Raw genomic sequence first — 13589 nt, 5'->3', positions numbered from 1 at the left:
ATCGGATTAGCTTCCGGGATTAATTATCCGGACAAACGATATATTGTGTCGGCTTGAACAATAAATTACAGGTCCCGAATCCCCGCGCTAGCTGTGAAATCCGCCTAGTTTTAATCCTGTATTTATTGTAATCCAGAATATTACTCCAAGAATATTAGGCATTCCCCTAATATTTATAAATCCGCTTTCATGTTACGCTATTAACATAAACTAAGGCGGGCTCATCCGCCGACTGGAAAGGTCCTGATTAGAATGCAACTTCTCTCCGATAACGCTTATCGTTCCCAGTTTACGGTGCGGACCATGGACCAGATCGATGAGTTAACCACTCGTCAATTACATAATTTAGGAATTCAAACGGGGAGTTTGATCAACGTCGTGCGGTTTTACCCGTTCCACGGCCCCGTGGTCATTCAAGTCGACCAACAACGCATTGCCCTACGCTACCGCATTTATCAACAACTGGTAGGGGGTCACTAGTATGGCCACCGTCGCTCTTTTGGGGAATCCCAACACGGGAAAAACCACCCTATTTAATGAACTAACCGATAAATACGCCTACGTGGGCAACTGGACCGGCGTCACGGTGGAAAAAAAGATGGGCACCCTGCGGCACACCAAAATTGCGGTGGTCGATCTTCCGGGGGTCTATTCCTTAAACCCCATCACCAAGGACGAATCGGTCGCCATCGAATACTTGCTCCACGGTGACCCGGATCTCATCTTAAACGTGACCAACGCCAGCCAGTTGAAGCGTAACCTCCTACTGACAATTGAACTGCTCGAATTTGGCACGCCCGTCATCATCGCCCTAAACATGATCGATGACTTAAACCGAACTAACGTGACTTACGATTTGCCCACGTTGGCCCAACGACTTCACTGTCAGCTTAAGGCCACTAATGCCCGCAATAAAAAAGGGGTCGCCCAATTACGTGACGGCCTCGTGGCGTCACTGACCGAGTTACCGCCCGCCACGGCCCTGCACATCACCTACCCCACTTTAGTGGAACAAGGGATTACCCAGGCCGCGAAAAAATTGGTGGCCGACCACGGGATGACTCCCGATTTCGCCCGCTGGTTGACGATTCAATTCATGAATCAAAACCAGACCATCCGGGCTTACGCACAGGCCCACGACTTGACGCCGTTACTCCAAAGTGCCCCGTTCTACGACGCCCAAAACTTTGAAAACCAAATTTTCACCACCCGTCTGACCTTCATCGAGGACACGCTGACCGCGGCCCGGCGGCAGAACACGCCGACCAGCCAAAGCGAACTGACCAACAAGATCGACCGCTGGGTCACGAATCCGATCCTGGGTTTGCCCATCTTCGTGGTCATCTTCTATTTAATGTTTAAGCTATCCTTCGATTGGATCGGCACGCCCCTTTCGGACGGGCTCAACGCGTTACTCAGTGGGCCGGTCTCGCACGGCGCCAATAGCTTGCTGACCAGTCTGGGGGCCCTGCCGTTTCTGAAATCCCTGATTGTGGACGGCGTCATTGCCGGGGTCGGTGGGGTGTTGACCTTCATGCCGCAGATTTTCGTGTTGTTTGCCTGTATCTCAATTCTGGAAGATTCCGGCTACATGGCGCGTGCGGCGTTGGTCACCGACCGGTTGATGCAGATGATCGGACTTAACGGTAAGTCGTTTATCCCGCTGATCATCGGTTTTGGCTGTAACGTCACCGGGATCATGGCCACCCGGACCATCGAGCAACCTAAGGAACGCCTGATCACCACGTTGATTTCGCCGTTCATGAGCTGTTCGGCCCGGCTACCCATCTACAGTCTCTTCGTCGCCGCCTTCTTCGCGCGCAACCAGGCGCTGGTGGTGTTGTCGATCTACTTTTTGGGGATCGCCGTGGCGTTGATCATGGCGAAGATTTACCAGATTGCCTTTAAAGTAAAGGGCAATTCCAACTTCATGATTGAACTCCCCCAATACCACCTGCCCCGCCCGGACATCATCCTGCAGGGAACCTGGGACAAGGGGAAGGGCTTCGTCAAAAAGGCCGGCACGATCATCTTTGCCGGGACCGTTCTGATTTGGTTACTGTCCAACCTCAGTTTCCACGGACCGGTCACCGATATCGACCAAAGCTTAGCCGCCGACCTGGGCCGCTGGTTACTTCCCGTCTTCGCGCCGTTGGGTGTGGGCTCGTGGGAAATCGTCAGTGCGCTATTGACCGGGATCATGGCCAAGGAAGTCATCAGTTCCAGCATGATCGTTTTGTTCCACTTCACCGGCCGGACAGCGTTGGTCGCAACGTTTGCCAACCTCTTCACGCCGCTATCCGCCTACGCTCTACTGGTCTTTATCCTACTGTACATCCCCTGTTTCTCGACGTTGGCCACCATCAAGGCCGAAACCGGGTCGACGAAATGGACCATCTACTCCGCCGTTTCCAGCTTCGTGATTGCTTACGGCCTCGCCTTTTTGATTTACCAGGTTGGCTCGCTCTTCATCTAAGGAGGTCTTCACCGTGTCATTACTCATTAACAGCGTCATCGCTCTCGCCATTATCGGGTTTGCCGGCTACGAAATTTACAAGTCCGTCAAGCGTTCCAAGGGCGGCGGTTGCAACGCCTGCGACTACCAATGCGATACCAAGGAAATGTTGAAACAACATTCGTCAAAATTAAATTAATCGTGGACCGGCTCTATTGGGAGTCGGTTTTTTTAGTCGTCTCCGACTGGTCAATGGGTAAAAAATCACACTAAAGTGACAACTAGAACCTACCTTAAAACTCAACCACCGATTTAAATGGCCGTCTATTACCTTTTATTGAAAAGGACCCGTTTTAGTTGCTGTTATAACCCATGTAAGCTGGAGGGCCAGTCAGAAATGGGCTCAGGAGTGAAATTTGTGTTGGCCGGTGTTCTTTGCCGGCCTAGACAAAGGTCGGTCTTCAAGACCTGCCCTGTGGGCTTGAAGCCGTGCCCACTCCGTTCCAGCCCGTTTCTGACTGGCCCGGAGGCGCTGAATCCTCTAAGTTAGTCTTTTAAAACAGACTCTAATTCAATCCACACAAAAGACCCGCCCCGGTGCGATTAGCCGGTGCGGGTCTTTGCATAAGTTTGTTGGGTGTTGCTTAGGTGTCGATTGACTAGTGCGTCAAACGAACTGTTGGGTGTTGCTTAGGTGTCGATTGACTAGTGCGTCAAACGAACTGATTCAATATCAATATCTTCAACGTTACCTTGACGACCCGGTTTCATCTCAATCTTCCCGGTTGAGATGGCGCCCACTGGGCAGACCAGGTTACACAACTGACAACCGACACACTTGCTGTAGTCGACGGACGGCCGCCGGGTCTTTTCGTCCCAGGTAATGGCTTGGTGCGCCCCATCGAAACAGGAGATGAAGCACCGGCCACAGCCGATACACTTGTCCCAGTCGATCTTCGGGTAAACCTTGTAGTCCCGGTCCAGATCTTCGGCGGGCAGAATGTTCTTGTTGGCGATCCCTACCAAATCGGACAGATGGTCAACGCCCTGTTCTTCCATGTAGTGCATCAACCCGTTCTTCATGTCTTCGACGATCCGGTAACCGTACTGCATCACCGCGGTCGTGACCTGTAACGTGGTTGAGCCTAACAGGATAAATTCAACGGCGTCTTCCCAGGTTTCGATCCCACCAATCCCGGAGATTGGCAGTTGTTCCATCCCGGCAGCGACCCGTAGTTGTTGGATAAACCGCAGGGCGATTGGCTTAACGGCCTTCCCGGAGAACCCGGAGATGGAGGACTTACCGTTCACGATTGGTAAGGCGACCTTCTTGTCGAGGTCCAGGTTAGCGACGGATTTCACGGTGTTGATGGTGGCAATCCCGTCGGCGCCACCATCCATGGCGGCCTTAGCAGCCGGCACCATGTCGGTGATGTTTGGCGTCATCTTGGCCATCATTGGCAGGTCGGACCCGCGCTTAACGGCTTCACAGTACTTCTTGACTAACTTCGGGTTGGTCCCGACGTCGGACCCCATGGCGTGCGAGGTCATTTGCGGACAGGACAGGTTCATTTCGATCATGTCTGCCCCGGCTTCGGTGACTAACCGGGCTAATTCTACCCAGTCGTCTTCGTTAGTCCCCATGATGGAGGCAATCACGATCTTATTCGGGTAGTTTTTCTTTAACTTGGTTAAGTCGTCCAGGTTTTCTTGCAGCGGGTGTTCGGCGATCTGTTCCATGTTCTTGAATCCCACGAATGGGGTCCCTTCCTTGGTCAGTTCGTCAAACCGGGGTGACACTTCGTCGATCTTGAAGTGTGCCGGTCCAATGGTCTTGAAGACGACCCCGCCCCAGCCTTCATCGAAGGCCTTGGCACACATTTCATAACAGTTGTCGACGGGCGATGACGACAAGCAGAACGGGTTTTCAAAATGCACGCCCAGAAAGTCAATTCCTAAATCTTTATTAATCATTTTGGCGACCTCCCATTAACGTCTTGTCGATTTCTTCAGCAACTTCTTTACCCTTGCGAACGGCCCAAACGACGGTCTTGTCACCGTGCGCGATATCGCCAGTCACGTAAACCTTTGGATCTTGGGTTTGGTAACCGATGAATGGCACTTCGCCACGCTTGGTGGTGATGCCTAAGCCGTCAGTGTTGACCTGTTGGCCAATGGCTAGGATGACCTTGTCGGCCTTGATCTTCATTTCAGCATCGATCTTCCGGTGCTTGAAAGTAACCTCGTTACCGGTCATGGATTCGGGAACGTAACCGTCCACGATGGTGACCCCGGCCTTTTGGGTGCCGGCGAGTTCCTTCTTGGAAGCCCGGAATTCGGCAAATTCTTCGTAGACCATGTCGGTGACGTGCTTAACGCCTAAGCGCTTCAACGTGGTGGACACATCCATGGCCACGTCCCCGCCCCCAACAACAACGACGTTATCGGGTTCGCTAACTTCGCCTTGGGCGTCCTTGACGCGGGCTAAGAAGTCCACGGCCGTTTCGACGTTGGCTTGGTTGTCAAACATTGGTAACATCTTGGCTTCACTGGCCCCAACGGCTAAGATCACGGCATCGTAATCGGCCTTCAGTTGGTCCATGGTGATGTCGTTCCCAATGGCGGTGTTCAGGTGTAAGGTGGCGCCTAAGTCGGTGATCCGCTTGATTTCGTAGTCCACGATGTTTTGTGGTAAACGGTATTCTGGAATCCCGTAGGTCAAGTAACCACCCGGCTTGGTGTTCTTTTCGTAAATATCGACCGCGTAACCCTTTTCGAGTAAGGTCGTAGCGGATTGTAACCCGGCAGGGCCACTCCCGACGATGGCAATCTTCAGGCCGTTCGCCTTGCCCTTTTCCAAGATCTTCATCCCGGCTTGTTGTTCGAAGTCGGTGACGTAACGTTGGATCCCACCGATATCAATCGGAACATCGATGCCGCTCCGGGAGCAGGCCAGTTCACAGTACTTTTCGGTGGGGCAGACCCGCGCACAGATGGCACCTAACGCGTTATTTTCCCGAATGGTTTCGGCAGCACCTTTGATGTTGCGGAAACGCACGCTACGGATGAAACGGGCCGGATCAGTGCCGGCCGGACAAGCCTTGGTACACGGGGCATCGTGACAGAGAAGGCACCGGGCCGCTTCTTCGGCGACCGTGGTCATGGTGTAACCCGAATCTTCTTTCGTATAATTATTGCTCATGATAGATTGGCTCCTCACTTTAAAAAGATAGGGTAACGTAACAGAAGTTTGCCGGTTCGCTCGTGGTTAAATGGTGGCTAGTGGAATAATGGCTGAAGCAATGAACCGGGCTTGCTTTACATGAGGAAGTTTAGCAGAAGCGCTTTCAAGACGCGAAAGGCCTGGTGATCCTGCCGAACGTTTTAAGGGAATTGCCTTATTAGTTAAACTACTATTTTTGTTCCTAGTTCAAACCCTTTTAGACATAATTTATCCGGTAAAAAGGCATTATTTTATATAGATGTCCATGAATAATCTGATTAACGGGCTTTTTCACTCAAATAACCACGCGTTAGAATTTCACATACTTGCCGGCATGCCTGTCGGTAAAATAAATATACTGTTTTAGCATAAAATACTGGGTATATTCTCCCGTTCTTCTCCAGCAATTCCCAGTCGTGTCTTAGGTCTACTGGGCTTTTACTTAACTAGCCGCTGGTTTCAAAAAGGCGATTTTCCACCCGTAATTGGGGGAAAACCGCCTTTGGCTTGCCGCTATTGTGTATGTTGTGTTCCTTAGTCCGTTTGGAGTGGTTTCGGGGCGACCGCCACCAATTCTCCAATCTCCAAGAGATAGAGGTACTGGTGCTGGACCGGCCGACCGGTCATCTGTTGTAACGCCAAGGCGTACAGGTTGACCTGCCCCGCGTACCGGTCGACCAACTTGGCCACGCCGGCTTGCTGGTCCCGGCTGTTCACGTGGTCGGTCTTGTAGTCAAACAGGATTAACCCCTCGGGTGTCGTCAAATAACCGTCAACAATCCCGTGAACTAGGACCTGCGACTCCCGTTCTTGGAAGTCCCGGAACAGACTCTTGGCCGGCATCAATAACGAAAACGGCACTTCACGGTGGACCTGGTCGGGATGGGCTAAAATCGCCTGGCCCACCGGCGTGGTATAGAACCGTAAAATGGCCTGCGGGTCCACCCGTTGAGCCACCTCGGCGGTCAGCACTTTGCCCGCCACTAACCGGTCGATCAACGCTTGAATCCGGTCAACCGTCGGTAACGTGGTCACGTCTAATTGCTGTAGGACCAGGTGGGTCGCCGTGCCGATTTCGGTCGGTAGTGGCGCCCGGACCGTCTGTAAGAACTCGGGCCGGGCAAAGTCGTGACTGACGTACCGCCGGCCGGCTTGGCCGGTGGGCGTCGTTTGACTCTCCGCCATCAAGGCCGTATCGGGTTCCTCGAAGAGTCGTTTGGCTTCCGAAACGGACTGATAGGCCGTGGTCCCGGTCGCCGCCTGGTGCGGGTACTGAAAAGTCATGACCTGCTGCAAGGCCGCATCAACCACCGGCGTAACGGTCAACTGATCGGCCGCGGCTTGGGCCTGGTCCAACCAGTCCATCTGCGTCGTGGCGACCGCTTCACTGGGCGCCAGCTCGGCCGCCGTAGCAAAGGTCACCCCAAAGTGGGTCGGATCCCCCGCCAACGGACTAATTGCGGCGTGTTCTGCTTGCCAGTCCTGCTGCTGGGCTTGGGGCGTCCGAATCAGACACATCCCCACCCAATCCAGGTAATTCGCCACCGTCGACTTTTCCCGCATGGTCGCGGGTAAGACCAGGTCCTCGGATTGAAAGGCCTGACTCCAAGTCGTCAGGGCTTGGTCCCGACTCTTAGCCGAACCCACGATGTAGAGCCGGGCCTCCGCGCGGGTCAACGCCACGTAAAGTTTCCGCATTTCTTCGGCTAAACTGGACCGACTAATGGCCTGCGCCGTCAGGAGTTTTTGCAGACTCGGCGTCTTGACCCGCGTGCGCGTGTTGAGGTAGTCGATACCGATACCGTCCTTGCCACTTAGGACGTAGTTGCCCTGTTGGTCCTGCCGGTTAAACTGCCGCGAGGCATCCATCAAGAAGACCACGGGGAATTCCAACCCCTTGCTCCCGTGAATGGTCATCACGGAAACGGCGTTGGTCGCCGTTTGCACGTTGGCACTCGCTAAATCGTCGTCGCGTTCCTGCAACCGTTCCACGAACCGCACGAATTGGAATAAGCCCTTGAAACTACTGTGTTCGTAGGCCTGAGCCCGTTCGTAGAGCGCATGTAAGTTTGCCTGCCGTTGGGCGCCGGCGGGCATCCCCCCGACGTAGTCCAAGAAACCCGTCTCCTGATAAATCCGCCAGATCAACGTCACCAGTTGGTTCTGTTGGGCGATGTCGCGGAATTGCCGAAGTTGTTCCAAGAAGTGACTGATTTTTCGGTAAACGGTCGCTTGCATGTCACTGCTCTGATGATCGTTGTAGGTGTGCTGGAAATGCAACAGTGCCTGGTAATAGTCACCCGTGCGTTGGGTAATTCGTAAGAGGGCCAACTCGTTTTCGTTCAGGCCCACGATGGGCGACCGTAAGACGGCCGCCAACGGGATGTCCTGATACGGGTTGTCGATGAGGCGTAATAGAGCCATCATGATCTGAATTTCGGTGGTCTTGAAGTAGTTCTGCGCGTCGTTGACCACCACGGGGATGTTCAACCGGCGCAACTCGTCGGTAATGATTAGGTTATTCGTTCGCGTCGGCGTCAACAACGTGATATCGCGGTACTCAATGGGCCGCGTCACCTTGGCGTCCCGGTCATAAATGGGGGTCTTGGCCGCAATCAGTTCCTGAATCTTCTTTCCGGTCAGTAGCACCTCACCTTGATGCTTATCGTCAACCTGAAAGGTTTCGTCCATGGCCTCAGACTCGTCATCCGTCGCGGGTTCGTCACTGAGGTAGACCAATAACTCGGCCGTACTCTGCACGTCATCGGGATAATAGGTCGCGCCGAACTTGAGCAACGCGTCACCCGTGTAAGCCACCTCACCTAATTCACGGTTCATCAATTGCTTAAAAATCAGGTTGGTGAAATTATCGACGTTTTCCATGGAGCGGAAGTTTTCGGCCAGCGTGATGGTGCGGCCAGCCTGAGCGTCGGTCGCATACCGGTCGGCCTTGGCCATAAACAACGTCGGGTCGGCCTGCCGAAAGCGGTAAATGGACTGTTTGACGTCCCCCACCATGAACCGGTTTCCCGTCGGTGCGGGCTGCGCGATAGCCGTTAAAATGGCTTCCTGAAGACTGTTCGTATCCTGGTATTCGTCGACCATGATTTCGGCGTACTGGTCACGCATCTGCTCTCGCACGTGCTGCGAATCCGGGGTGTCTTGGCTCAAAATCTCCAGGGCCGCGTGTTCCACGTCCGCAAAATCCAAGACGTGCCGCCGGAATTTTTCCTGCAGGTAGGCATCCCGGTAAGCGCCCACCACCCGGGCCAACTCGGTCACCAAGTCCGCTGAAGCTTGCATGGTCGCTTTAACGTCGGTTTCGTTTTGGAGAAAATAGGTTTCCAATAACGACTTCCACTGTTTATGGGCCGGTTCGTAGTAGGTCTTTTTCAGTTCCTCGAGAACTGGTCGGTTTTCGTCGGTCTTAGCGACCGCGGGCATCCGACCCCACTTAAAGCTTTGAACGCGGTCGCGCAAATCGTTCCATTCGCTGGTGGCCAGATCGGTGATCAACTGATCCCACGCCTCACACAGATCGGCCAGGTGGTCGGCCGGCTTGATCAGGCCCACGTTTTCGGCCATTTCCTGGGCACTGGCTATATCGGCGCGAATCTGCTTGAACTGAGCCGCCAGCAACGGTTGCAGTTGCGTTTGATAAAACCGACTCTGGGTGAGCTGATTGGTTTCCAATTGATAGGCTTGAGGTAACGCCGCCAACCACGCCTGCGGGTCCGGCGCCGCATCGGCAAAGGTGTAGACGCGTTGAACCAGGTCGGTTAACCCGTCGTCGTTGCGGTCGCCGGAGAAGTTTTCCGTCAAGCGGGCAAACTGACCGTCCTGATCATCGGCGTAAAGTTGCTCGCGTAAGTCCGTCCAAACCTCATCGCGTAGCAAACTACTTTCGGTGTTGTCGGCCAGTAACCGAAAGACCGGATCATAGTCAATGACGTAATAGTAGCGTTGCAGGACTCGTAAACAAAAGGCGTCTAACGTACTGATGTCGGCTACCGGTAATAAATTCAACTGCTTGAGGTAAAATTGCTGCCGCTGGCTGTCGCCCTGCGTCACGGCTAGTTCTTGCCGCAACGCCGTTTGAATGCGGTCGCGCATTTCGGCCGCGGCGGCCTTGGTGAAGGTCACAATGAGAATGTGGTCGATGCCGGTCCCGCCCTTCAGGCGTTCGATGACCCGTTGAACCAGCACCCGGGTTTTTCCGGACCCCGCCGAAGCGGAAACTAAAAGATCGGTCCCTTCCTGATGAATGGCCTGATCCTGACTCGGTGTAAATTGAAAATGACTACTCATGGTGGTCCCCCTTCGCGGCCTGGCGCTTAACGATCTCGGCTTGAATTAATTTCAGCACCTCGTCGCGCTTAAGCGGTTGTAAATCGTGATAACTGTTTTCTTGAAGTAACGGGTCGAATTGCATGATCGATTTATACGGCGAATACTGCAGGGCCGTCTTGTTCTGTTCCCGTACCGGGCTCAAGTCGACCTTCCCCGCAAAAATCTGCGTGGCGGCCTGCTGAATCAAATGCTCCGTGTGCGCCAACAAATCGTCGAGTTCTCCCGGTGTGACCAGTAACTTACTGCTGGACGTGAAGCCCTTCGCGGTTTTTCGCAGGCCCTGGAAGAGTTGTGAATAATCGTTTTTCGTCTGGAACAATTCTTCGACGTTTTCCAAGAATTCTTCGTCTTCCAACAATAATCCCTGATAACGCTCGGCCTTCAACAGGTCGAGTAACGGGTTATTAGGGTCCTTGACCGCGGCGGCCTTTAAGATTGGGTCCTGCAGGTGGAGGTAGACGGCCCCGGCCAGGTTAGCCGTGGTCGCGGGCACCCCGATTTCGTTGGCAAAGTTTTGTTTCACGGCGTCCAGGTAGGTCAGCATCTGCATGGCCTGCCCGTAGTAGGCGTCCTGGAAACTAAACTGATGCGGTGAACTCTTGTAATCCACGATGCCCAGGTAGGTCTTGTCGTTCACGTCCAGTTGGTCTAAACGGTCGATTCGGCCCCGGACGCTGACCTGACGGTGATTGGCCAGGTCAAAGGTCAACGGCGCCCAACCGTGTTGGTCCCCCATCCCAAACTGAACTTCGGTCTTGCGCGGTCGCAACGGTGTCCGTTGGCTCTGCTGTTGTAACGTCCAGGCCATCCGTTGCATGGTTTTGATCAGTTGGGTGCGAATGTAGCCCATGCGTTCCGAACTCTCCAGAATCGCAAACTGCGGATTCTGGGTCACGTCAAGCACCTTGGCCACGGCCTCATCGGTCATCTCCCGGAGCTGATCGGTATCGAGGTCCTTTAAGTTTAACCGCTGGTCTTTGACCATCTTGATCAGGTCGTCCAACGTGGCGTGGAAAAATTCCCCGGTGCTAGCCGGTGACAGCTCGAAAACGTCCCGTTCTTGCAGTCGTAAGCCGTATTTCAGGAAATAGGCGTACGGGTTGGCGTAGTATTCCTCCAACTTCGAAATGGACGTATTGATCTTATTTCCGTAAAGCTGGGTCACGATATCGGGCGTCAGCCGCGTGGGCACGTTTCGATACTTTAGACTGCCCAGCAACTTGGTGGTCAACTCACCATACTGCGGATCTTGACGCAACCGGGTCATGATGGCTAACCAGTTGGCGGCTAACGGTTGGCCCGCCAATTGGCTGGCGTGGCTGGCCTGCACCAAATGCCGCAACGTGGTACGCCGCGTCCCCACAAAGGCTTGCACGTCGTGGCCGTCGACGGCTGGCGTGGTGTTGACCGTCATCACGGGTAACCGGAAGTGGTCCCGAATCCGCGCCAGGTACGGTGAAATTTGTAAGTCGGCTTCCCCGTCGTTAGTTACTGGATAACTGAAAATCAGTTGGTCGCTGCCACTCAGGAACCCTAAGTAGTTCAGGTACGGCTCCCCCGCTAACTGGGTAGCGGCATCATCACGTAAGTAGGCGTCCTCGTTGGCTGCTTGGAGTTGGGCACTCAGCTCTTGCCGGTCGGTATCGGCCAGTAGCGTGGCGGGGACTTGATTGTCCGGCATCGCATCGGCCGTGGCGCCCATCAGGAAGGTCACCTTACGGTTGTTCGCCTGAACGATTCCACTTTCGGACACCATGACCTGGTCCAACGTGGACGGGATCTGGCTAAATTTCGCCCCGGTAAAGCCGGCCTGTAAAAGCGCCTGAAAATCGGTCTGGTCAAAGGCCAGGTCGCCCAAGATGGCGTGGCACTCATCGAGCATCTGACAAAACGTCTGCCAGGTCTGTTCCGGTTGGCCCGCCAAGGTCAAGTTCTGGTCGGCGATTGCTTGATCCCGCCAGGTCATCAATTGATCGGCGACCCCGTGATTGGCTAGAAACTGATACAGAATCGTCGCCGCAGCCGTATAGGTCTTCGCGTTTTTGAGCGCCTTGAAAAACGGTGGTAAGGTTTGCCCGATGAAGTGGCGAATCACGTTGATTTGGCGGGTGATGGCCTGATCTTTGGAGGTCTGCACGGTATCGTCCCCGAGTGTAAAGCGGGTGTACTGCCAATCGTCGGTCTGCGTCCAGCGTTTTTGGCCTTCGAAGCCGGTCTTCAGCACGAAGTTTTCGGTCAACGCAACGGCCTGGCGGTAAGTCTCGCGGTCGAGGGGTTGCCCGTCGGCATCTTTCGGTAACAATAATTCCGTTTTTAAAACCCGAAAAACGTCACTGTAGCGGTAGTTTCGGCGTTGGATATCAAACAACGCGTTGATTAGTTCCACGAAGGGATGGTCGGCCATCTGCACGTCCGCGTCGTCAAAGTACGGAATCTCTTGCATGCTAAAGATGGGATCGATCACGGTCTGATAGGCGTCCAAGTGTCGCGTCAAAATGAGAAAGTCGTGGTAGCGATAGTTGCCGGTCGCGACCATCCGGCGAATCTGGTTGGCGATGTGGGCGACCTCACCATAGCGGTTCGGCGCTGCGAACAACCGCAGTTGCGTCGGAACCGTGGCGGCTGGTGCCGGTTTAGCGCCAATCGTGTTACTGGTCTGCCAGTAATCGTCTAAGGCTAACAGGTCGGCCGATACCCGCGGTGCCTGGGCGCGCTGATCGACCTGAACGGCCACGTGGTTGGCCCGCGCGTTCACGTAGAGTTGGTGGTAGAGTTTACCCGATTGGAAAAAAAGGTCAGTCACCGGGGGCAATTCCTGCGGGTAGGCTTGATCCAGGTTCAAAGCGATGGTCACGCTGGCGGCCTGCTGAATGAGGACCGTCACCAGGTGACGTTCCTGCGCACTCAACTGGGAGAAACCCTCCAGATAAAAGTGGGCGTGGCTCAAATCGACCTGGGTCAAGTAATCGGCCAACTGGTTTAAGAGGTCCGTGTTGGCCACGTACTTCCCCTGCATCTGCGTTTCAAAGGCCGCATAGATGATCAGCAGGTCGTGTAACTTGGCTTGTAGGTCCGCATTCCCCGGTGCCAACCGGTCAATCGCGGCGGTCAAATCGCTGGCCGTGACCTGGCCGACCCGTAATTCCGAGAGTTGGGTGGTCAGCTGGCTAATAAACCCGGGCCGCGTCACCTCACCCCGGAAGATGGTCAACTCGTCGGCGTGGCTTTGGATGATCTGGTAGATCAACATGTTCAGCCCCGCCGGTGAGATCCGGGGAAGCTGGTAGACCGGTTCATTTTTCATGAAAAACCAGGCCAACCGGGTAAACGAAAAGACCTGAACCTGTGTCTGGGCGAAGAGTGGTTGGTCCGGCGCCAGTCGTTGTTGCAACGCCCGTAAAACGTCCACTTCGGTTTCAAACTTAATGTGGTTGGGAACCAGGTAATAACACTGGTCCGTGGGCTGATCGGTCAAGTGCTGGGCCATCGCCGTAATCATGGGTGTGCGGTGATCACGGCCCGCACTGCCTAAAATAAACTGTAAACTCATGTGATGAGGAA

7 protein-coding genes are annotated in these 13589 nt (G+C 54.3%); 3 read left to right on the top strand and 4 right to left on the bottom strand.

Annotated elements, in window-relative coordinates:
* Positions 1 to 252: 252 nt before the first annotated feature.
* From FD25_RS06485 to FD25_RS14065, 3 genes are read left to right on the top strand one after another with little or no spacing between them, the layout of a single operon-like run.
* Positions 253 to 480 carry a FeoA family protein gene (locus FD25_RS06485; protein ID WP_057802546.1) on the top strand — a complete coding sequence of 76 codons (228 nt, stop codon included), beginning with the start codon at positions 253 to 255 and terminating at the stop codon, positions 478 to 480.
* A gap of 1 nt (position 481) precedes the next feature.
* A complete protein-coding gene (feoB, locus tag FD25_RS06480) occupies positions 482 to 2476 on the top strand; it encodes a ferrous iron transport protein B (RefSeq protein WP_057802544.1) in 1995 nt (664 codons plus the stop codon).
* A 13-nt stretch (positions 2477 to 2489) separates the two neighbouring features.
* Positions 2490 to 2654: a FeoB-associated Cys-rich membrane protein gene (locus tag FD25_RS14065; RefSeq protein WP_146999964.1), complete on the top strand. Its 165-nt coding sequence runs from the start codon at positions 2490 to 2492 to the stop codon at positions 2652 to 2654.
* A 506-nt stretch (positions 2655 to 3160) separates the two neighbouring features.
* Here the strand turns inward: FD25_RS14065 and preA are convergent.
* From preA to FD25_RS06460, 4 genes are all read right to left on the bottom strand, one after another.
* The gene (preA, locus tag FD25_RS06475) at positions 3161 to 4429 is read right to left on the bottom strand and encodes an NAD-dependent dihydropyrimidine dehydrogenase subunit PreA (RefSeq protein ID WP_057802543.1); all 1269 of its coding nucleotides are present in this window, start codon (positions 4427 to 4429) and stop codon (positions 3161 to 3163) included.
* Positions 4422 to 5657 carry an FAD-dependent oxidoreductase gene (locus FD25_RS06470; RefSeq protein WP_057802541.1) on the bottom strand — a complete coding sequence of 412 codons (1236 nt, stop codon included), beginning with the start codon at positions 5655 to 5657 and terminating at the stop codon, positions 4422 to 4424. Before FD25_RS06470 ends, preA begins: the two co-directional genes overlap by 8 nt.
* 555 nt (positions 5658 to 6212) lie before the next feature.
* The gene (gene addA, locus FD25_RS06465; protein WP_057802539.1) at positions 6213 to 9986 is read right to left on the bottom strand and encodes a helicase-exonuclease AddAB subunit AddA; all 3774 of its coding nucleotides are present in this window, start codon (positions 9984 to 9986) and stop codon (positions 6213 to 6215) included.
* Positions 9979 to 13578, bottom strand: coding sequence for a PD-(D/E)XK nuclease family protein (locus FD25_RS06460; RefSeq protein WP_057802537.1), 3600 nt, complete (start codon positions 13576 to 13578; stop codon positions 9979 to 9981). Before FD25_RS06460 ends, addA begins: the two co-directional genes overlap by 8 nt.
* Positions 13579 to 13589 lie beyond the last annotated feature (11 nt).

Source organism: Levilactobacillus acidifarinae DSM 19394 = JCM 15949 (assembly GCF_001434835.1).
In the GTDB taxonomy this organism is placed as follows: domain Bacteria; phylum Bacillota; class Bacilli; order Lactobacillales; family Lactobacillaceae; genus Levilactobacillus; species Levilactobacillus acidifarinae.
Note: the sequence above shows the minus strand (reverse complement) of the source record. Positions and strands in the feature narration are given on the sequence as shown.

What these genes read in the sequence shown, in the direction of transcription:
- feoB (WP_057802544.1), top strand. Translation starts at nt 482, where the DNA reads ATGGCCACCGTCGCTCTTTTGGGGAATCCCAACACGGGAAAAACCACC.
- addA (WP_057802539.1), bottom strand. Translation starts at nt 9,986, where the DNA reads ATGAGTAGTCATTTTCAATTTACACCGAGTCAGGATCAGGCCATTCAT.
- FD25_RS06470 (WP_057802541.1), bottom strand. Translation starts at nt 5,657, where the DNA reads ATGAGCAATAATTATACGAAAGAAGATTCGGGTTACACCATGACCACG.
- preA (WP_057802543.1), bottom strand. Translation starts at nt 4,429, where the DNA reads ATGATTAATAAAGATTTAGGAATTGACTTTCTGGGCGTGCATTTTGAA.
- FD25_RS06485 (WP_057802546.1), top strand. Translation starts at nt 253, where the DNA reads ATGCAACTTCTCTCCGATAACGCTTATCGTTCCCAGTTTACGGTGCGG.
- FD25_RS06460 (WP_057802537.1), bottom strand. Translation starts at nt 13,578, where the DNA reads ATGAGTTTACAGTTTATTTTAGGCAGTGCGGGCCGTGATCACCGCACA.